16 protein-coding genes and 2 pseudogenes are annotated in these 17,160 nt (G+C 65.7%); 8 read left to right on the forward strand and 10 right to left on the reverse strand.

The annotated features are described in order from the left end of the window. Positions 1-63: 63 nt before the first annotated feature. The 3 genes from ACFLEY_RS36485 to ACFLEY_RS36495 all read left to right on the forward strand — a co-directional run bounded on the left by ACFLEY_RS36485 (position 64) and on the right by ACFLEY_RS36495 (position 2,161). On the forward strand, positions 64-231 hold the full coding sequence (locus ACFLEY_RS36485) for a hypothetical protein (protein WP_166466031.1): 168 nt from the start codon (positions 64-66) through the stop codon (positions 229-231). 221 nt (positions 232-452) lie between these two features. Beyond that, positions 453-1,184 carry a 4'-phosphopantetheinyl transferase superfamily protein gene (locus tag ACFLEY_RS36490; RefSeq protein WP_060910721.1) on the forward strand — a complete coding sequence of 244 codons (732 nt, stop codon included), beginning with the start codon at positions 453-455 and terminating at the stop codon, positions 1,182-1,184. Beyond that, positions 1,181-2,161, forward strand: coding sequence for an LLM class flavin-dependent oxidoreductase (locus ACFLEY_RS36495; protein ID WP_060910720.1), 981 nt, complete (start codon positions 1,181-1,183; stop codon positions 2,159-2,161). The genes ACFLEY_RS36490 and ACFLEY_RS36495 overlap by 4 nt, the downstream gene beginning before the upstream one ends. A gap of 99 nt (positions 2,162-2,260) precedes the next feature. Here ACFLEY_RS36495 and ACFLEY_RS36500 read toward each other — a convergent pair. The 3 genes and pseudogenes from ACFLEY_RS36500 to ACFLEY_RS36510 form a co-directional block, all read right to left on the reverse strand. Further along, positions 2,261-3,276: pseudogene (locus tag ACFLEY_RS36500) on the reverse strand (histone deacetylase family protein). Positions 3,277-3,401: 125 nt separating this feature from the next. Continuing rightward, positions 3,402-4,340, reverse strand: coding sequence for an SMP-30/gluconolactonase/LRE family protein (locus tag ACFLEY_RS36505; protein ID WP_060910719.1), 939 nt, complete (start codon positions 4,338-4,340; stop codon positions 3,402-3,404). Continuing rightward, positions 4,297-6,369: a sorbosone dehydrogenase family protein gene (locus ACFLEY_RS36510; protein ID WP_060910718.1), complete on the reverse strand. Its 2,073-nt coding sequence runs from the start codon at positions 6,367-6,369 to the stop codon at positions 4,297-4,299. Before ACFLEY_RS36510 ends, ACFLEY_RS36505 begins: the two co-directional genes overlap by 44 nt. 207 nt (positions 6,370-6,576) lie before the next feature. Between ACFLEY_RS36510 and ACFLEY_RS36515 the strand changes: the two genes are divergently transcribed. Together ACFLEY_RS36515 and ACFLEY_RS36520 are read left to right on the forward strand one after the other, a co-directional pair. Further along, positions 6,577-6,810, forward strand: a complete 234-nt coding sequence (locus tag ACFLEY_RS36515) for a DUF6894 family protein (protein WP_028175186.1) — start codon at positions 6,577-6,579, stop codon at positions 6,808-6,810. Positions 6,811-6,819: 9 nt separating this feature from the next. Continuing rightward, complete coding sequence (locus ACFLEY_RS36520) at positions 6,820-6,996, forward strand: hypothetical protein (RefSeq protein WP_171901233.1); 177 nt, start codon at positions 6,820-6,822, stop codon at positions 6,994-6,996. 85 nt (positions 6,997-7,081) lie between these two features. On the opposite strand, the gene ACFLEY_RS36525 is transcribed toward ACFLEY_RS36520, so the two are convergent. Then, positions 7,082-7,855 (reverse strand): enoyl-CoA hydratase-related protein, encoded by a 774-nt coding sequence (locus tag ACFLEY_RS36525; protein ID WP_060910717.1) that lies wholly within the window; start codon positions 7,853-7,855, stop codon positions 7,082-7,084. A gap of 128 nt (positions 7,856-7,983) precedes the next feature. Here ACFLEY_RS36525 and ACFLEY_RS36530 point away from each other — a divergent pair, with 128 nt between their 5' ends. Both ACFLEY_RS36530 and ACFLEY_RS36535 read left to right on the forward strand, forming a co-directional pair. Further along, positions 7,984-9,573, forward strand: coding sequence for a gamma-glutamyltransferase family protein (locus tag ACFLEY_RS36530; protein WP_060910716.1), 1,590 nt, complete (start codon positions 7,984-7,986; stop codon positions 9,571-9,573). A gap of 190 nt (positions 9,574-9,763) precedes the next feature. Next, positions 9,764-9,985 (forward strand): hypothetical protein, encoded by a 222-nt coding sequence (locus ACFLEY_RS36535; RefSeq protein ID WP_060910715.1) that lies wholly within the window; start codon positions 9,764-9,766, stop codon positions 9,983-9,985. 51 nt (positions 9,986-10,036) lie between these two features. Here ACFLEY_RS36535 and ACFLEY_RS36540 read toward each other — a convergent pair whose 3' ends face one another. The 4 genes and pseudogenes from ACFLEY_RS36540 to ACFLEY_RS36555 form a co-directional block, all read right to left on the reverse strand. Beyond that, positions 10,037-11,323 carry an FAD-binding oxidoreductase gene (locus tag ACFLEY_RS36540; protein ID WP_060910714.1) on the reverse strand — a complete coding sequence of 429 codons (1,287 nt, stop codon included), beginning with the start codon at positions 11,321-11,323 and terminating at the stop codon, positions 10,037-10,039. Between the two features lie 12 nt (positions 11,324-11,335). Then, positions 11,336-12,067, reverse strand: a complete 732-nt coding sequence (locus ACFLEY_RS36545; protein WP_060910713.1) for an amino acid ABC transporter ATP-binding protein — start codon at positions 12,065-12,067, stop codon at positions 11,336-11,338. After that, positions 12,064-12,717, reverse strand: a complete 654-nt coding sequence (locus ACFLEY_RS36550) for an amino acid ABC transporter permease (protein WP_028175182.1) — start codon at positions 12,715-12,717, stop codon at positions 12,064-12,066. Before ACFLEY_RS36550 ends, ACFLEY_RS36545 begins: the two co-directional genes overlap by 4 nt. A gap of 28 nt (positions 12,718-12,745) precedes the next feature. Then, a pseudogene (locus ACFLEY_RS36555) lies at positions 12,746-13,509 on the reverse strand (ABC transporter substrate-binding protein). A 181-nt stretch (positions 13,510-13,690) separates the two neighbouring features. On the opposite strand from ACFLEY_RS36555, the gene ACFLEY_RS36560 reads away from it, so the two are divergent. Continuing rightward, the gene (locus ACFLEY_RS36560; RefSeq protein ID WP_039185887.1) at positions 13,691-14,350 is read left to right on the forward strand and encodes a helix-turn-helix domain-containing protein; all 660 of its coding nucleotides are present in this window, start codon (positions 13,691-13,693) and stop codon (positions 14,348-14,350) included. Positions 14,351-14,447: 97 nt separating this feature from the next. On the opposite strand, the gene ACFLEY_RS36565 is transcribed toward ACFLEY_RS36560, so the two are convergent. Both ACFLEY_RS36565 and ACFLEY_RS36570 read right to left on the reverse strand, forming a co-directional pair. Then, positions 14,448-15,713, reverse strand: coding sequence for a D-amino acid dehydrogenase (locus ACFLEY_RS36565; RefSeq protein ID WP_060910712.1), 1,266 nt, complete (start codon positions 15,711-15,713; stop codon positions 14,448-14,450). A gap of 70 nt (positions 15,714-15,783) precedes the next feature. Further along, positions 15,784-17,112: an aspartate aminotransferase family protein gene (locus ACFLEY_RS36570; RefSeq protein ID WP_039185890.1), complete on the reverse strand. Its 1,329-nt coding sequence runs from the start codon at positions 17,110-17,112 to the stop codon at positions 15,784-15,786. Positions 17,113-17,160: the final 48 nt, after the last annotated feature.

Here is a 17,160-nt window from a genome sequence, read left to right on the forward strand (position 1 = left end):
GCCAGCGCGCAAGATTATTCTCGCGTTTCGATTTGGACGATTATTTTGATCCGGGGGAGTGTTATGGGTTTCATCAAATTTACCAAGGGCACCTCGTTGAGCGACAAGGACCGCAAGGCCCTGCAAAAGCTGCTGACCGACGAGAAGAAGAAGCTCCAGTCCGCGCTGAAGGACGTCGACGCCAGCCTTTCCATGCTGGGCGGCTCGAAGAAGGCCAAGAAGAAAAAGTAAGACTCGTCGGCCGGGACGCCGCACGAATCTTTCGGAAAACGGGCCGCTTGCCTGCGAGTTGGGGTCTCGCACAAGCTTGAGCTCGTAAACCGGCCTGCAAATCGACAAGAATTCGCCCGGGTGGACCGATAACAACGGTCCGCTCAGTTGGTTCTTGCTCAATTGATTCTTCCGTCAGGACCGGGGGATTTGGCCTCCGCCTGACGCCATGGGCCTGATTGATGGCAGACGACAGAATTGAACTGTTTGTCGGACTGATCGAGACTATTGACGCGCCGGGCGCGGCCGATGCGTGCCGGCGCCTGCTCTCGGTCGACGAACGAGTCCGCGCCGACCGCTTCGTGTTCGAGCGGCATCGGCGGCAATATATTTTCGCGCATGCCATGCTGCGCTTGGCACTGTCGCGGGTCGCGCCCAACGTCGCTCCCTCCGACTGGTCTTTTGGGGCCGGCCGCTACGGGCGACCGTTTGTCGCTGCGCCCGCGACCGCGACCACGCTGCATTTCAGCCTGTCGCACGCCGATGGCTGCGTCGCCTGCGTCGTGTCCGGGCATGAGGCCGTCGGCGTCGACGTCGAAACCGTGTCGCGGCGTGTCGCCCCGCTCTCCACCGCGAATCGTTTCTTTGCGCCGGAGGAGGTCGAAACGCTGCGCAGCCTGCCGGAGCCGGCGGCGATCGAGCGCTTCTTCGACTATTGGACGCTCAAGGAGGCCTATCTGAAGGCCAGGGGCTTTGGCCTCAATTTGCCGCTCGACGCCTTCGCGATGCAGGTGTCGCGCGAGGCCATCGAGATCAGCTTCAAGCCCGACATCGCCGACGATCCGTCGGGATGGCGCTTCTCGCTGTGCTCGCCCTCCCCCTCGCATCGCCTCGCGATTGCCGACGGCTCCCGTGCGGACGGCGGCCTTCCCATCAGCCGCAACGCCTGGCCGCTCCAGGAAGCGGCTGAATGACGACCTGGCGGCTGCGCGTCTTCCCCGCGATCTCGCGCAACCGCGACCCCAGGACATATGTCGGCGAGCTGATGCGGGTGGCGCAGTTCGCCGACAGCAACGGCTTCGAAGGCATTCTGCTGTTCGAAGGCAACGACGTGTTCGTCGAGCCCTGGGCAATGGCCCAGCACATCATGGCTGGGACGACGCGATCTTCGCCGCTGATCGCCGTCAACCCCATCTACATGCACCCGTTCACGGCAGCCAAATTCGTCTCCTCCTTCGCGCAGCTCTACGGCCGCAAGGTCTATCTCAACATGATCACGGGCACCGCGGTCAGCGACTTGCAGGGCCTCGGCGACGACCAGTCCCATGCGGACCGCTACGTCCGTCTCGGCGAATTCGTCGCGCTGATGCGCCAGTTGCTCTCAAGCACGCGGCCGGTGAATGTCGCGGGCCGGTTCTACCGTGCGAGCAACCTGCAACTGCGCCCCCGCCTGCCCGCGGAGCTGATGCCGGAATTTCTGATCGCGGGCCAGTCCGAGGCGGCACAGCGCGTGGCGAAGGAGACCGGCTGCATCAAGATGCAGATGTTGCCGCCGGACCTCGATCGCGGGCTCGATGTATCAGGCATGAATTTCGGCATTTTCGCGCGCGAGAGCCGCGACGAGGCGCGGCAGGCGGCCAGGGCGCGCTTTCGCGACAATCCCGATGATCGCGAGCTGCTCGCGCTCACCGTGGAGAACAGCGACTCCGTGTGGAAGCGGCGGCTGTACGAGGGGCAAAGCGGCGAGCTCGCGGACAATGGCTATTGGCTGCTGCCGTTCCTGACCTTCCAGGCCGACTGCCCCTATCTCGTCGGCAGCTATGCCGAGATCGGCGCGAAGCTGAAGGATTTCGCGGCTAAGGGCCTGATCACGATCATGCTCGACATGGTCGCGGACGAGGCCGAGATGCAGCACGTCTGCAAGGCGCTTGCGGCGAGCGGGATGTTCTGAGTTTTCCCCCTCTCCCCGCTTGCGGGGAGAGTCCCCCTCACCCGGAATTTGCTGTCGCAGATTCCGGCCTCTCCCCGCACGCGGGGAGAGGCGAAGATATCACCGCGCCTCTTCGAATCCTGCCAGCACCGAGGTCAGGTTCGCACCCAGGATATCCGAGAGATAGCCGCCCTCCTGCACGAACACGGTCGGCAGGCCCATCCTTGGCCGATACGGCGGAAGCCCGGCGTGGTAACGGCAAGGCCCTTCAGTGGATCGTGCTCGGAGGCATCGAGGCCGAGCGCGATGACGAGGGCGCCGGGAGCAAAGGACTCGATCGCCTTGCGCGCGACATCCATCGCCTGGATGTAGGCGTCGTCGCCGGTGCCGATCGCCAGCGGGATGTTGAGATTGGTGCCGAGGCCCGGGCCTTCGCCGCGCTCGTGCGCATAGCCCCAGACATAAGGATAATACGCGACGGGATCGGCATGGATCGACACCGTGTACACGTCCGGCCGCGCATAAAAGATGCCTTGCGTGCCGTTGCCGTGGTGGACGTCGACGTCGAGGACCACGACGCGCTCGTGCTTGAGCCGCAGATGCGCGGCTGCAATCGCGCTGTTGTTGAGAAAGCAGAAGCCGCCGGCCATGTCGCGATAGGCGTGATGGCCGGGCGGACGGCAGAGCGCGTAGGTCGCGTCCTCGCCATCCATCACCATCTGCGCGGCGGTGACCGCAACGTCCGTCGCAGCGCAAGCCGCGGCCCAGGTGCCCGGGCCGATCGGCGCTGCGGTGTCGGCGGTGTGCCAGCCGAGCTTGCCGACGATGTGGGTCGGATAGGTCGCGGCATGCCGCACGGGATGGATGTTGCCGATCATCTCGGGGCCGGAATCGCCGAGCGCGGTCCAGGCGTCCCAGGCCTCGCTCAGAAACGACAGATATTCCGGACTGTGGATGCGCGCGCGGGGTCCCTGCCCGAATGTCGTCGGCTCGACCAGTTGATGCTTGCCGTCCTTCAACCCCTTGAGCAGGCGGTCGGCGCGCTCGGGCTGCTCGGTGGTGCGCTTGACGACACCGCGAACCAGGAAGAATTGCGGATCATGGCTGCGGTGCAGTTCGGTATGGACGGCTTTCACTCAAACACTCCGTGGTCGCTTTGACGGTGCCACAGATTCTTGATCGCTGCGGCGGCCAGATGCAAGCAAGAAGAATGCCGCCTCTGTCGCACCGCCCTGCGTCGGAAGCAGATCGCGCCTGATGCTCAGCAGCGCCCGCGCTGGAGGCAGTGCTCGCGGCCCGGCTGATCGGTACGGAAGGACTCGACGAAGCCGCCCTGACGCTGCGTGACGAAGACGGTCTTGCCGTCGCTGCCGCCGAAGGCGAGGTTGGTCGGCTCCTTGCCCTTCAGCGCGATCTCGCGCTCGACCGCGCCATTGGGTTTCATCAGCGCGATCGTGCCCTTGAGGATGCGCGCGACGTAGAGGCGACCGGCAACGTCGGTGCGCAGCCCGTCGACGGTGTCGGGCTGAAACGACTTCACCAGCTTTGCGCCGGTGAGTTCGTTGCCGCTGATCGTGTAGGACCAGATCTGCCCGCTGCTGGATTCGCCGACATAGAGCGTCTTGCCATCGGGGCTGAGATCGATGCCGTTGGTGGTGCCCATCGCGCGGGGCGCCGTCATCACCTGCCCCTGCACCGTTCCGTCGGCGGCTTTCGCGATGCGCCAGATGTGGCCCTCGCGGCCCTTCCAGTTCGGATCGGTCGCATAGACCGTGCCGTCGCGCGCGACCGTGATGTCGTTGGGCTGATTCATCTCGTCGGAGTGAAACCAGACGGCAGGTTCGGTGCTTCCCTTCGCAATGGTGAAGATGTTGTGCTTCTTGTAGTCGGCAATGAACATCGCGCCGCTCCGATCGAAACGGATCGCGTTGCCGACGCTGCCATCGGGGAGCGTCGTGAACAGCTCCGAAGCCGCAGCGCCCGCAGGCAGCTTGCCGATGGTGCCGGCCTTGCCGAGATTGACGACGAACAAATTGCCGTCGAGATCGGCGGCGGGTCCTTCGATGCCGAAAGTGTATTCGCTGGCGGGCGTGACCTGCACGCTGTCGAAAAGCTTGGTTTCGGCAGCAGCGGACGGCGCCGCGATGAGCAAAATGCTACTGCACAGGCACCAGAAATTCCTGCCGGATGTAATAGCCATCGTCGTCGGTGCACTCGCCATTCAGATAGGGATCGGCCGGCCGGAAGAAGCGGCTGAAGCCGGGTTTGTCTACAGCGCTCCTTTGTGTCACGACAACGACCTTGGCAGCCGGTATTTCGCCGCATTCCTTGTTGGTCTTGCCAAAGAACTTGCGTTGCGGCGGGCCGGCCTTGATCCGCATTCGCGTTCCCGGAACCATTCTGGCGACGAGCAGGTCGGCGGTATCGAGCAGACGCGAATAGCCGGGCTCGGTCTTCGGCAGGCTTTCGCCGCCCGGCGGCATCAGCTTCTCGGCGCCGAGGCCGCGAAGGCGCGTGCGCAGCCTGCCGGCATCGGGATCACCAGGATAGATCCAGCCGTCCTGCGACAGCATGAAGCGGAGCGCCGTCGCATCCTTCTCCGCATCCGACTGTCCTGCCTTCAGGCCGAAATCCGAATGGCAGCCGAGGCAATGCTTCTCGACGAGGCCCTTGCGCAGCGTGGTGAGGCGAACGCTGTTCTGCGTGTCCCTGGCGACGAAGGCCGCGAGCTGATCGATCATCGCCTGGCTGCGCGTGTCGCAGGGCAGCGGCGGAGGCGCATCGCCCGCGGCACGATCGATGCGGATCACGGTCTGGTTCTTGTCCTCGACCAGCCAGATCGCGCCGTCGTCGGCGACCGTCATGCCGACCGGCGCACCTTGCGGCCGCGCGCCGTTGACGCGGTGCCAGCCTGCGATCAGCTCCTCGAACGGCGCGGCAGCGACCTCGCCGGCGTCGGTCTGGAAGCTGTGGGTCGGATCAGCCGCGCAGCTGACATGGTAGCGCACCGGCGCCGGGCTCGGCCTGGGAAAACCGTGGTCGTCGACATCGTAGGCGACCACGCGGCTGCCGGTCGGGCGATAGCCATGCAGGCCGACCAGCAGCTTGCCCTCGAGCTCCGGGAATTTCGCGCCGTGATAATAGAGCATCGCAAGCGGCGCGCCGTGCGGCGGCAGCAGCGAGAACGGCTGCTTGTAGAGCGCATTGGCCGTGCAGAGCGACTTGTAGGTCCCGGATTGCAGCACGCTCCTGAACTCGGGGCTCGGCGTCGACAGGTCGTAGCAATAGGGCCAGCCATAGTGCCTGCCCTGCTCGATCGCGTTGATCTCCTCGTTGGGCTTGAAGATGTCGGGCAGGTCGCGGCCGTTCTCGCCTTGCAGGAAGGCATAGCCGGCATCGGGGAAATTCGGATGCAGCGCCAGCGCCATCGAGTTCCGCAGGCCACGCGCGTAGACGGTGTGCGGCGGGTCAGGATCGTTCGGCCTCAATGCCGGGAAGACGCCGCCTGACTGCGGCGTAAACAGCCAGATCGCGGCCATCGCGGAGGCACCCTCGGCCGCCGCACAGGGCTTTGTGATCGGCGCAGGCGTGATGCAGTCGTCGCTGTGCGAGCCGACATTGACGAACAGCCGGCCGTTCCTGTCAAAGACGAACTGCTTGAGCGGATGCGCACTCTCGTCGAGCCTGGTGCCGTCGGGCAGCGTGATCCGGCGGCCCGGCATGTGACGGATGACGGTCTCGACCGTACCGCGCGGATTGTCCGCGAGCGGATCGAACCGGAAGATCGCCTCCGCGGTCGAGGCGTAGAGCTTCTTGTCCGGGCCGATCACGAGGCCGAACGGATATTCGAGGCCGGTCAGCAGTTCCTTGAATCGCTGCCCCGGGAGCGCATGCGGATCGAGCAGCAGCAGCCGCCCATCGGTGTGGCCCCAGCCGCCCATGTCGGCCACCACGAACAGGTCGCGGCCGGGCACCTGGACGATTGAACGCGGAAACTTGAGGTGATCCTCCTCGCTGGCGACGAGGCCGGCGCAAAATCCCGCCTTCATATCGATCTGGAGTCTTGGAAAAGCGAGATCGCCGCTGCCGCAGCTTTCCGTGCCGATCGCATAGCCGCTTTTCCTGACCGACTCGGACGAGGCCGGGGCCAGGCCGAGCAGCACTGCGACGACGGCCGCCGCAAACAAGCGCAGGCTCGGGCGTTCACAGCGGAATGTGAAGTCGTTCACAGCGGCCTCCCGGACGTATCGTCCAGGGTTGTTCCATGCCGCCTGCGCGCCGTCCAGTTGCCGATCACCCGCCTGTGATTAAACCTGTAACGACCTTGGTGCCGACCAACCTCCGTAGATTCCCTTACCGGGCTCGACCCGAATATTTTTCGACCGTTTCCGATGGTATCGGTCTGCCGTCCCAATCGCTTTCTACAGGAGGCGTGTATGGTTCAGATGTATTTCCACTGCTCGAATACCGAAGGCACGCTGATCGATCGGTACGGCACGGCGGTAGCCAATCTGACCGAGGCACGCGACCGCGCCGCCCAGATCATGCGTTCGATGATCCTGACGCCCGGTGCGGAAGACTGGCGCGACTGGGTGATCCATGTCAGCGGCGACGACGGCGAGGAGATTTTCGACCTCCCCTTCACCGCCATGCTCGGCAAGCCGCATTGAGGTGATGCCATGCTGATCGCGTCCTTGAGCCTGCTCCGCCAGCCCCTGCACTTCGTCGCCACCAAATGGCTGACGCTGGTCAGGGTCGCCGGCGACCCCTACCGCCCCGAGCTGCACTACATGCGCGGCCCCGGCCCGAAATGGCACGCCAAGTATCAGGCCAGCCGTCTGAACCGCGCGCTCTGAAGCTGTCGTCTCGCCGCTTGCCGCAAACCGGTTCTCCAAACTCGCTATGCCCGGGCAGCTCCCGGGCATTGACGTCTTCGGCTCGTCACCGCCCGGTGAACTTCGCCTTACGCTTCTCGACGAAGGCATTGCGGCCTTCGATGGCGTCGGCGCTTTTCCGGATCGTGGCCTGAAGCTCGATCTCGCGGCGGAACTGGGCCTCATAGGTCGCGTGCTCGCTCTCCTCGACCAGCGCGCGGGTTGCGACCAAAGCGCGCGTCGGGCCCTCCGCCAGGCCGCGCGCCAGCACCAGCGCCTCTCCCATCAGCTTCTCGTCGTCGACGACCTGCCGCACCAGGCCGATCTCCTGGGCGCGTTCCGCCGTCAGCGGCTCGTTGAGCAGCATCAGCTCGAGCGCCCGCTGCCGGCCGACCAGGCGCGGCAGCAGCCAGGTCGAGCCGAGATCGGGCACCAGCGCAATGCGGCTGAACACCTGGATGAAGCTCGCCGACCGCGCCGCGACGATGATGTCGCCGGCCATCGCGAGGCTGAAGCCGCCGCCGGCCGCCACCCCGTTGACGGCGACGACGACGGGCACGCGGCATTCGCGGAGCGCCTTGAAGGCCGGCCAGTAGAAGCGCATCACGCCGGCGGCGATGTCCTCGCCGAGCGCCTCGGAGGCCTTCAAATTCTGTCCCGAGCAGAAGCCGCGCCCGGCGCCGGTGAGGATCAGCGCGCGAACACCCTCGTCCTGTGTCATGCCGCCGACGGCGGCAGCCAGCGCGCCGAGCAGGTCCGGCGTCATCGCGTTCAGGCTCGCCGGCTCGTCCAGCGTCAGGATCCCGACCGCGCCATCCCGCGCCTGTTTCACACCAGCCATGCCGCTTCTCCCTTTGGATGTTCTCGTTGGCCGCAATGTGCCATTGTCCGCGCGCTTCGCCAAATGCGGAGCTTTTCAAGTCGGCACCACCAAGCCAAGACCACCGAAGACAGACACAAGACCGCATCATGCCTCATCAGTTCAGCCTCGCCCAAACCGTCCGCAAGCCTGCCGTCAAGACCAAGGGCGGTATCGTCGCCGCGCAATCGCGCCGGGCCGCCGAAGTGGGCGCGCAAGTGCTGGCCGCGGGCGGCGATTGCGTCGACGCGATCGTCGCGACCACCATGGCGCTGAACGTGCTGGAGCCCTGGAACAGCGGCATCGGCGGTGGCGGCGCGATGGTGCTCTACCGCGCCAGGGAAAATCGCACCGAGGTGATCGACTACGGCATGTGCGCCCCGCAGAGCCTGCGCGTCGCGGACTATCCGCTCAGCGGCGAAGGCGCAGCGTCCGATCTCTTTCCCTGGCCGCGGGTGAAGGACGATCGCAACATTCACGGCCCCGGCGCGATCGCCGTGCCCGGTGTCGTCGCCGGCATGGAGGAAGCGCATCGCCGCCACGCCAGACTGCCGTGGAAGGACCTGGTCGCGCCGGCCGCCGCGCTCGCCGGCGAAGGCCTGCTGGCCGATTGGTGGACCACACTGACGATCGCAAGCTCGGCGGCTGACCTCCGGCGCTATCCCGCGAGCGCGGCGGCGTTCCTGAAGGACGGCCTGCCGCCGACCGCGCCATGGGGCATCAAGTCCGAGACGCGGCTGCCGCAGGACAAGTTGAAGGCAACGCTATCGCACCTCGCCGAAGCCGGACCGCGTGATTTCTACCAGGGCGATCTCGCCAAAAGCATCGCATCCGACATCAAGGCCGACGGCGGCTCGCTGTCGGTCGAGGACCTCGCCGCATTCCGCGCCCATCTGCGCGAGCCGCTGGCGATCCCCTATCGCGGCGGCAAGGTGTTTGCGACGCCGGAGCTCACCGCCGGACCGACGCTGGCGCACGCGCTGCGCCTGTTGCAGCAAAATCTGAAACCGGCAGGTGCACCCGATGCCGCCACCTACGCCGAATATGCGCTCGCCCTGCAAGCTGCCTATCGCGAACGGCTCAAGGACATGGGCGATGCCGACGGCAAGCGCTCGCTCGGCGCCGAATATCTGGCACCGGCCTGCACCACGCATTTCTCCGTCGTCGACCGCCACGGCAATGTCGCCGCGGTGACGCAGACACTGCTCTCGTCCTTCGGTTCGAAATACGTGACGCCGCACACCGGCATCGCCATGAACAACGGCATCATGTGGTTCGATCCGACGCCCGGCACCACCAACTCGCTCGCTCCCGGCAAGCGCTGCCTCACCAACTACACGCCCGTCATCGCCGAGACCAGGGACGGCAAGCGTCTCGCCATCGGCGCCTCCGGCGGCCGCCGCATCCTGCCCGCGGTGATGCAACTCGCATCGTTCGCAATGGATTTCGGCATGGACCTCGACGCGGCGATCCACCAGCCGCGCATCGACGCCAGCGAGGGCGCGGTCGTGATCGGCGATGTCAGACTGCCGGCAGACACACGCAAGGCGCTGGCCGCACGCTTCGACTATGAAGAGAGCCGGGTGCAGGCGCTGCCGCAGAAATTCGCCTGCCCGAGCGTGGTGACGCGCGAGGGCGAGGTCAATTCCGGCGCGGTCGAGATCTTCCAGCCGTGGGCCGATGCGGTGGCGGAGGCCTGAGTCCGTTTACGAGAGAGCGTGCCAGCGGTGAACCGCGGGCACGTCGCAAGCGCGGATGTGCCAGCACGCGTTGAGCCGATGCGCGATCGCGCATCTCCGCGAGCGTCACGACTCCTCCACATTTGCAGGGAACTTAGCTGCGCACAGTCCGTTCATTGATCGGACAAGTGCGCTCGCCCCACTGGAGAACATGATGAAGAAACTTGCGCTCGCCGCGTCGCTGATCATTGCGGCGGGTTTCACACCGACCAACCCTGCGTTTGCAAAGGGTGGTCATGGTCACGGCCACGGTTACGGCCACGCGATGGGCCATCATTACCATGGCACGCCGCCCGGATGGTCGCATGGACGCAAGGTCGGCTGGCGCGGTCACGGGTGCCCGCCCGGACTGTGGAAGCAGGGCCGCTGCTGACGCGATCTGCAATTCCTGCAAGGCGCCGCCCCTGACAAGGCGGCGCCTTCTTCATATGCCGAGCCGGTCCCGCACGCGCCCTGTGATGACCGCGGTCGTCACCCCCACCGGCCAGAACGCATGCATCGGGATCGGCTTGATGCCGGTGACGGGCATGTCGATCTCGGCCTTGGCGCCGCCGATCAGGCGGCGGGCGAGCTGCGCGCCCATCGCGGTCGAGAGCGCGACGCCGCGGCCGTTACAGCCGAGCGAGATCAGGATACTTTCGGCGGGCTCGTGCACATGCGGATAGTGGTCCTTGGTGATCGCGAGCCGGCTATTCCAGCCATGGGTCCAGGCGACGCCCTTCAGCTGCGGCCATAGCCGCTCGGCGTAGCGGATGAGATAGGAGACATCCGACGGCGAGCTGATCCAGCGCATCGGGCCGCGGCCGCCCATCAAGAGGCGGTTGTGCTGGTCAATGCGGTAGTAGACCGTGATGTGGCCGCTCTCGTAGAGCACGGGACGCGTCGGCATGATCGAGCGGGCGACCTCGTCGGAGAGCGGCGCGGAGGCGACGATCGAGGAAAACACCGGCACGATGGTGCGGCGAAGCGCCGGCCAGAGATCATCGGTGAAGCCATTGGTGGCGAGCAGCACCTTTTCTGCACGAACCACCGCGCGCGGCGTCTCGATGCGCCAATGCGCGCCGTCGCGGCGCAGCGACAGCGCCGGCGTCTCGCCATGCACCTTCGCGCCTGCCGAGATCGCGGCGCGCGCGAGACCGCGGGCATAGCTGAGGGGATGCAGGTCGCCGCCACGCGCGTCCAGCATGGCGCCGATATAGCGGTCGGTGCCGGTCATCTCGCGCAGCTGCTCGCGGTTCAGATATGTCACCGGCATGCCGCGGCGGATGCATTGCTGCGCCGTCTTCTCGATCGCAGCGGCACTGGCCTCGTTATAGCCCGCACGCAGCGTTCCGTTTTGCCGCGCCTCGCACGGGATCTGGTAGCGACGGATCAGCTCGTGCGTAAAATTCGGCGTGCCATACGAGAACTCGATCATGCGGCGGCCAAGTTCAGTGCCGAAATCGGCCTCGATCTGGTCGGGATCGTGCTTCAGGCCGGGATTGGTGTGGCCGCCATTGTTGCCGGACGCGCCCCAGCCCGGCTCCTGCGCCTCCAGCACCAAGGCCTCGACGCCCTGCTCCGCCAGATGCAGCGCGGTGGACAGGCCGGTGTAGCCGCCGCCGATAATCGCGACGGAGACGGTCTTGTCGGCGTCGAGCGGCGGCGTGGCGACCGGCGCAACGGCGGTGTCAGCATAAATCGAGGGCGGCAGAGGCAGGCGCGCAGTCATGGCGAAGACCGATCAGAGCGGATGCAGCACCCGGCGCAGGAAATCCTGCGTGCGCGGGTGCTGGGGTTGGTTGAGCACCGATTTGGCCGGCCCCTGCTCGACGATGACGCCGCCGTCGATGAACAGCACGCGATCGGCGACGTCGCGGGCGAAGCCCATCTCGTGGGTGACGACGACCATGGTCATGCCGTCGTCGGCGAGCTTGCGCATCACGCCGAGAACGTCGCCGACGAGCTCGGGATCGAGCGCCGAGGTCGGCTCGTCGAACAGGATCGCCTTGGGCTGCATCGCGAGCGCGCGTGCGATCGCGACGCGCTGCTGCTGGCCGCCGGAAAGCTGCGGAGGGTGCGCGTCGGCCTTTTCGGCGAGGCCCACCTGGGCGAGCAGCGCGCGGCCGCGCTCGAGCACTTGCGCACGAGCCTCCTTCTTCACGTAGAGCGGGCCCTCGACCACGTTCTCCAGCACCGTGCGATGCGGAAACAGGTTGAAGCGCTGGAACACCATCGAGACCTGGGTGCGGACGTTCACGATCGACGGCGCATCACGGTCGACCTTCAATCCTTCGACATTGATCTCGCCGCGATCGTAGCTTTCCAGCCCATTGATACAGCGCAGGATGGTCGACTTGCCGGAGCCGGACGGGCCGACGATGCAGACCACCACGCCCTTCTCGACCTTCGCCGTGATGCCCTTGAGCACCTCGACCTTGCCGAAACTCTTGTGAACGTCGGTGAGCTCGATCATTTCTTGCCCGCCCGCTTTTCGAAGTGGCGAACCAGCAGGATCAGCGGAATGCTCATGGTGAGGTACATGAGCGCCACCAGCGTGAACACGCTGGTGTTCTTGAAGGTCGAGGACGCGATCAGCTTACCCTGCAGCGCAAGCTCGGCGACCGTGATGGTCGAGGCCTGCGACGAATCCTTCAGCATCATGATCATGACGTTGCCGTAGGGAGGCAGCACGATGCGCACCGCCTGCGGCAGCACCACGCGGCGCATGGTGAGCCACCAGCCCATGCCGATCGACTGCGCCGCCTCGATCTGGCCCTTGTCGATCGCCTCGATGCCGGCGCGGAAGTTTTCCGCCTGGTAGGCCGAATAGGCGATGCCGAGCCCGAGGATGGCGGCCTGCAAGGCCGACAGCGTGACACCGAGATCGGGCATCACGAAGTAGAGGTAGAACAGGAGCACGATGATCGGGATGCCGCGGATCACGTTGATCAGGCTGGCGCTGAGCATCGACAGGACCTTGATGCCGGAGACCCGCATCATCGCCCAGACGAGGCCGAGCACCGTCGAGAGCAGCAGCGAGCCGATGGTGACGACGATCGTCAGCGCGACGCCGCTCATCAGGATCGGGAAGAACTCGGCAGCGTCGTGCCAAAAGCCTTTCATCGGGCAGCCTTCGATCAGCCTCTAGCAATCAGCCTTGGGCCTTCTGGCCCCATTTTTCGAGGATCTTGTCGATGGTGCCGTTGGCCTTGAGCTTGGCCAGCGAGGCGTTGATCTTGCCGAGCAGCGCGCTGTCGCCCTTGCGCACGCCGATGCCGATCGAGCCGACCGTGACCGGCTTGTAGCTGTCGACGAGCCGCACCTCGGGGAAGCCGCCCTGCTTCAGGTTGTAGGCGAGGATCGGATAGTCGGCGTAGCCGGCCTTGAGACGGCCGGTGTTCACGTCGCGCAGGATGTCGGGAATGGTGTCGTAGGCCTTGACGTCGGCAAACAGGCCGGACTTCTTCAACGCGTCGACGAAGGCGGTGCCGACCTGGGCGCCGACCGTCTCGCCCTTCAGATCGTCCTGCGTGGCGTAGGCCTTGGTGTCGTTCTTCGGCACCACCAGGCCTTCGCCATAAGTGTAGATCGGGTCGGAGAAGTCGACGACCTCCTTGCGCGGCGCAGTGATGAACATTGCGGCCGCGATGATGTCGATCTTGCTCGAGTCAGCGACGGGATCAGCGCCGAGAACGACATCGGCTCGATCTGCACGTTGAGGCCGGCGTCCTTGCCGATCTCGGTGATGAGATCGACCATGATGCCCTGGATGGTATTGGTCTTGGTGTCGAGGAAGGTGAAGGGAATGCCCGTCGGCGTCGAGCCGACCTTCAGCACCTGCTGCGCGGAGGCCGGCACGACTGCGGCAATCGCGAGCGCCGCGACTGCGGCCTGGACAAAACGCTTCAACGCCATCGCATCCCCCTTTGGGTCCGGCCGCTAGCGGCGCTCGCAGATGTCTTGATCGCAGACGTTGCGGGCCAAGCCGTTTCGGCCTATTTTCACCAATATGAAAATTTGGTCACACTTTCGCAGGTGATGCAAGCGGTTTTCATGCACATGAAGGAAGCGGTTTGACGTGAGCGGTGGCAAAAGAATGCGCAAACCGGCCGCCGCAAAGCCGGCCAGGAAGCTGAAGGCCAAGACGGTGCCGGCCAAGGCGATGACCAAGCCGGCCGAGCCCGCGATGGACGTCGCGGTCGGCCGCCGCATCCGCGATATCAGGCGCGTCAGGCAATTCTCGCTGGAAACGGTCGCCGCGCGCACCGGCCTGTCGATCGGCTTCCTCAGCCAGATCGAGCGCGGCCTGTCGTCGCCGTCGCTGCGCGCGCTGGCAACGCTCTCCGACGTGCTCGGCGTCGGCATGGCGGCTTTGTTCGGTTCGAACCCAAGTGCCGACGGTGCCTCCGACCAGGTGGTGACGCGCGGGCTTCAGCGGCCAGAACTGAAACTCTGGCGCAGCGGAATTTCGAAGCAATTGCTGAGCGCCGCGGGCAGCGACAACCGGCTCAACCTGTTCCTGGTGCACATCGATCCCGGCGGCTCCGCGGGCGACGAGCTCTACACCCACGACGGCGAGGAAGCCGGCCTCGTGCTTGAAGGCGAGATGATGCTGACGGTGGACAGCGAGACGTGGTCGCTGAAGACGGGCGACAGCTTTCGCTTCGCCAGCCGCCGGCCGCACCGGTTTTCCAATCCGGCGCAGGATGCCAAGGCCGTGGTGCTGTGGGTGAATTGCGTGACGGGGGCGGGGTAGTCAATTGCCGTCATTCCGGGGCGCCTCGAAGAGGCGAACCCGGAATCTCGAGATTCCGGATTCGATGCTTCGCATCGACCCGGAATGACAGCGTCAATCACCCGAACCGGTGCGCGTACCGATCCACCGTCAGCGCGCTGACGTCGACCTCCGGCTTCTTGCCTGACAGCATGTCCGCGAGCACCCGACCCGAACCGCAGGACATGGTCCAGCCGAGCGTGCCGTGTCCGGTGTTGAGGTGGAGATTGGCGTATTGCGTCGGGCCGATCACGGGCGGGCCGTCCGGCGTCATCGGACGCAGGCCGCTCCAGAACGTCGCCTTGGACAGATCGCCGCCGCGCGGGAACAGATCAGTCAAGGAGTGATCCAGCGTGGCGCGGCGGGCGTCATAGAGCTTGCTCGAGAAGCCCGAGATTTCGGCAGTGCCGCCGACACGGATGCGATTGCCGAGGCGCGTGATCGCGACCTTGTAGCTCTCGTCCATCACGGTCGATTCCGGCGCGCCGGAAGCGTCCTTGATCGGCACAGTGATCGAATAGCCCTTCACCGGATAGACCGGCAGCGAAATACCGAGCGGCGCAACGAGTCGCGACGACCAGCTTCCGAGCGCGAGGACGTAGGCCTCGGCCTGCAACAGGCCGGCGCTGGTCGCGACGCCGCTGACGCGTGCGCCGTCGGTGACGATGCGGTCGATGCCGGTGTTGAACATGAAGCGCACGCCGAGCGCCTGGGCATGCTTGGCAAGCGCCTGCGTAAACATGTGGCAGTCGCCGGTCTCGTCCTGCGGCAGGCGAAGTCCGCCGGCGAACTTCTCCTTCACGCCGGCGAGCGCCGGCTCGACCGCGATGCAGCCTTCGCGGCCCAGCACCTCGAAGGGCACGCCATATTGCTTGAGCACGGCGATGTCTTCGCCGGTGCCGTCGAGCTGCGCCTGGTGGCGGAACAGCTGCAGCGTGCCCTGCGAGCGCTCGTCATATTGAATGCCGATGTCGCGGCGCAGGTCGCGCAGGCAGTCGCGGCTGTATTCCGCGATCGGGATCATCCGGCTCTTGTTGACCGCGTAGCGCGCGCTGGTGCAGTTGCGCAGCATCTTGAGCAGCCAGACCCACATCACCGGATCGAGCTTCGGCCGGATCACCAGCGGGCCGTGCTTCATCAAGAGCCACTTGACCGCCTTCACCGGCACGCCGGGGCCCGCCCAGGGCGAGGAATAGCCGGGCGACACCTCGCCGGCATTGGCGAAAGAGGTCTCCAGTGCCGGCTCCGGTTGACGGTCGACGACCGTCACTTCATGGCCAGCACGCGCAAGGTAGTAGGCAGAGGTGACACCGATGACACCGCTGCCGAGGATCAGAACTTTCACGCTTCGTCAAACTCCCGCGGCATCACGCTCGCCGCTGCAAGAAGAACTTTCGCAACGGCGAGAGCAATTATCAGGCCACCTTCTTGATGGCGTCGCCGAGGATCGAGACCATCTGGTCGATATGGCTCTTCTCGACGATGAGCGGAGGCGACATCGCGAAGCTATCGCCGCTCATGCGCAAATAGAGGCCGGTGTTGAAGCAGTCGACCATCACGTCGTAGCCGCGCGCGCCGACCACGCCGGCGCGCGGCGCCAGCTCGACCGCGCCCATCAGGCCGCAATTGCGGATGTCGACGACGTTCGGCAGGCCCTTCAGCGAATGCAGCGCATCGCGCCAGTATTCGGCGATCGAGGCACCGCGCGTGAGCAGGCCTTCGTCCTTGTAGATGTCGAGCGTCGCGATGCCGGCGGCGCAGGCCGTCGGATGCGCCGAATAGGTGTAGCCGTGGAACAGCTCCATCTGGTTCTCGGGGCCGACCATCATCCCGTCGTGCACCTTGCGGCTCGCGAACACCGCGCCGCAGGGAATGGTGCCGTTGGTGATGCCCTTGGCCGTCGTCATCAGGTCCGGCGTGACGCCGAAGAAGTTGGCGGCGAACGGCGTGCCGAGGCGGCCGAAGCCGGTGATGACCTCGTCGAAGATCAGCAGGATGCCGTGCTTGTCGCAGATCTCGCGCAGGCGCTGCAGATAGCCCTTCGGCGGCGGCAGCACCGCGGTCGAGCCCGGCACCGGCTCGACGATGACGGCGGCGATCGTCTCGGCGCCGTGCAGGCCAACCAGGCGCTCGAGATCGTCGGCGAGCTCGGCACCATGCTCCGGCTGGTCCTTGGCGAAGGCGTTGCGGCTGAGATCGTGGGTGTGGCGGATGTGGTCGACGCCCGGCAGGAGGGTCGCGAAGGCGCGGCGGTTGGCGACCATGCCGCCGACCGACGTGCCGCCGAAGCCGACGCCGTGATAACCACGCTCACGGCCGATCAGGCGGGTGCGGCTCGACTGGCCGGTGGCGCGATGATAGGCGAGCGCGATCTTGAGCGCGGTGTCCACCGACTCGGAGCCGGAGTTGGTGAAGAAGATCCGGTCGAGGCCCTTCGGCGCGATTTCGGCGAGCCGCTCGGCGAAGTCGAACGCCAGCGGATGGCCCATCTGGAACGTAGGCGCGAAGTCCAGCGTCATCAGCTGCCGCTCGACCGCGGCGGCGATCTGCTTGCGGCCGTGGCCGGCATTGACGCACCAGAGGCCGGCGGAGCCGTCGATCACCTTGCGGCCGTCGACGGTGGTGTAGTGCATGCCCTCGGCCGAGGAGAACAGGCGCGGCGCCTTCTTGAACTGCCGGTTGGCCGTGAACGGCATCCAGAACGAGTCGGTCTTGATAGTGTTCGGAATCTGATGAAGGGTCACGGCCGCGCTCCTTTGCTGACGGGATAGCAGAGGCACGGCTTCCAAAGC

This window comes from Bradyrhizobium sp. YCK136 (genome assembly GCF_044570075.1).
In the GTDB taxonomy this organism is placed as follows: Bacteria; Pseudomonadota; Alphaproteobacteria; order Rhizobiales; family Xanthobacteraceae; genus Bradyrhizobium; species Bradyrhizobium diazoefficiens.

Coding starts and splice junctions, on each gene's coding strand:
- ACFLEY_RS36485 (WP_166466031.1), top strand. CDS start 64: ATGGGTTTCATCAAATTTACCAAGGGCACCTCGTTGAGCGACAAGGAC.
- ACFLEY_RS36490 (WP_060910721.1), top strand. CDS start 453: ATGGCAGACGACAGAATTGAACTGTTTGTCGGACTGATCGAGACTATT.
- ACFLEY_RS36495 (WP_060910720.1), top strand. CDS start 1,181: ATGACGACCTGGCGGCTGCGCGTCTTCCCCGCGATCTCGCGCAACCGC.
- ACFLEY_RS36505 (WP_060910719.1), bottom strand. CDS start 4,340: ATGGCTATTACATCCGGCAGGAATTTCTGGTGCCTGTGCAGTAGCATT.
- ACFLEY_RS36515 (WP_028175186.1), top strand. CDS start 6,577: ATGGTTCAGATGTATTTCCACTGCTCGAATACCGAAGGCACGCTGATC.
- ACFLEY_RS36520 (WP_171901233.1), top strand. CDS start 6,820: ATGCTGATCGCGTCCTTGAGCCTGCTCCGCCAGCCCCTGCACTTCGTC.
- ACFLEY_RS36525 (WP_060910717.1), bottom strand. CDS start 7,855: ATGGCTGGTGTGAAACAGGCGCGGGATGGCGCGGTCGGGATCCTGACG.
- ACFLEY_RS36530 (WP_060910716.1), top strand. CDS start 7,984: ATGCCTCATCAGTTCAGCCTCGCCCAAACCGTCCGCAAGCCTGCCGTC.
- ACFLEY_RS36535 (WP_060910715.1), top strand. CDS start 9,764: ATGATGAAGAAACTTGCGCTCGCCGCGTCGCTGATCATTGCGGCGGGT.
- ACFLEY_RS36540 (WP_060910714.1), bottom strand. CDS start 11,323: ATGACTGCGCGCCTGCCTCTGCCGCCCTCGATTTATGCTGACACCGCC.
- ACFLEY_RS36545 (WP_060910713.1), bottom strand. CDS start 12,067: ATGATCGAGCTCACCGACGTTCACAAGAGTTTCGGCAAGGTCGAGGTG.
- ACFLEY_RS36550 (WP_028175182.1), bottom strand. CDS start 12,717: ATGAAAGGCTTTTGGCACGACGCTGCCGAGTTCTTCCCGATCCTGATG.
- ACFLEY_RS36560 (WP_039185887.1), top strand. CDS start 13,691: ATGCGCAAACCGGCCGCCGCAAAGCCGGCCAGGAAGCTGAAGGCCAAG.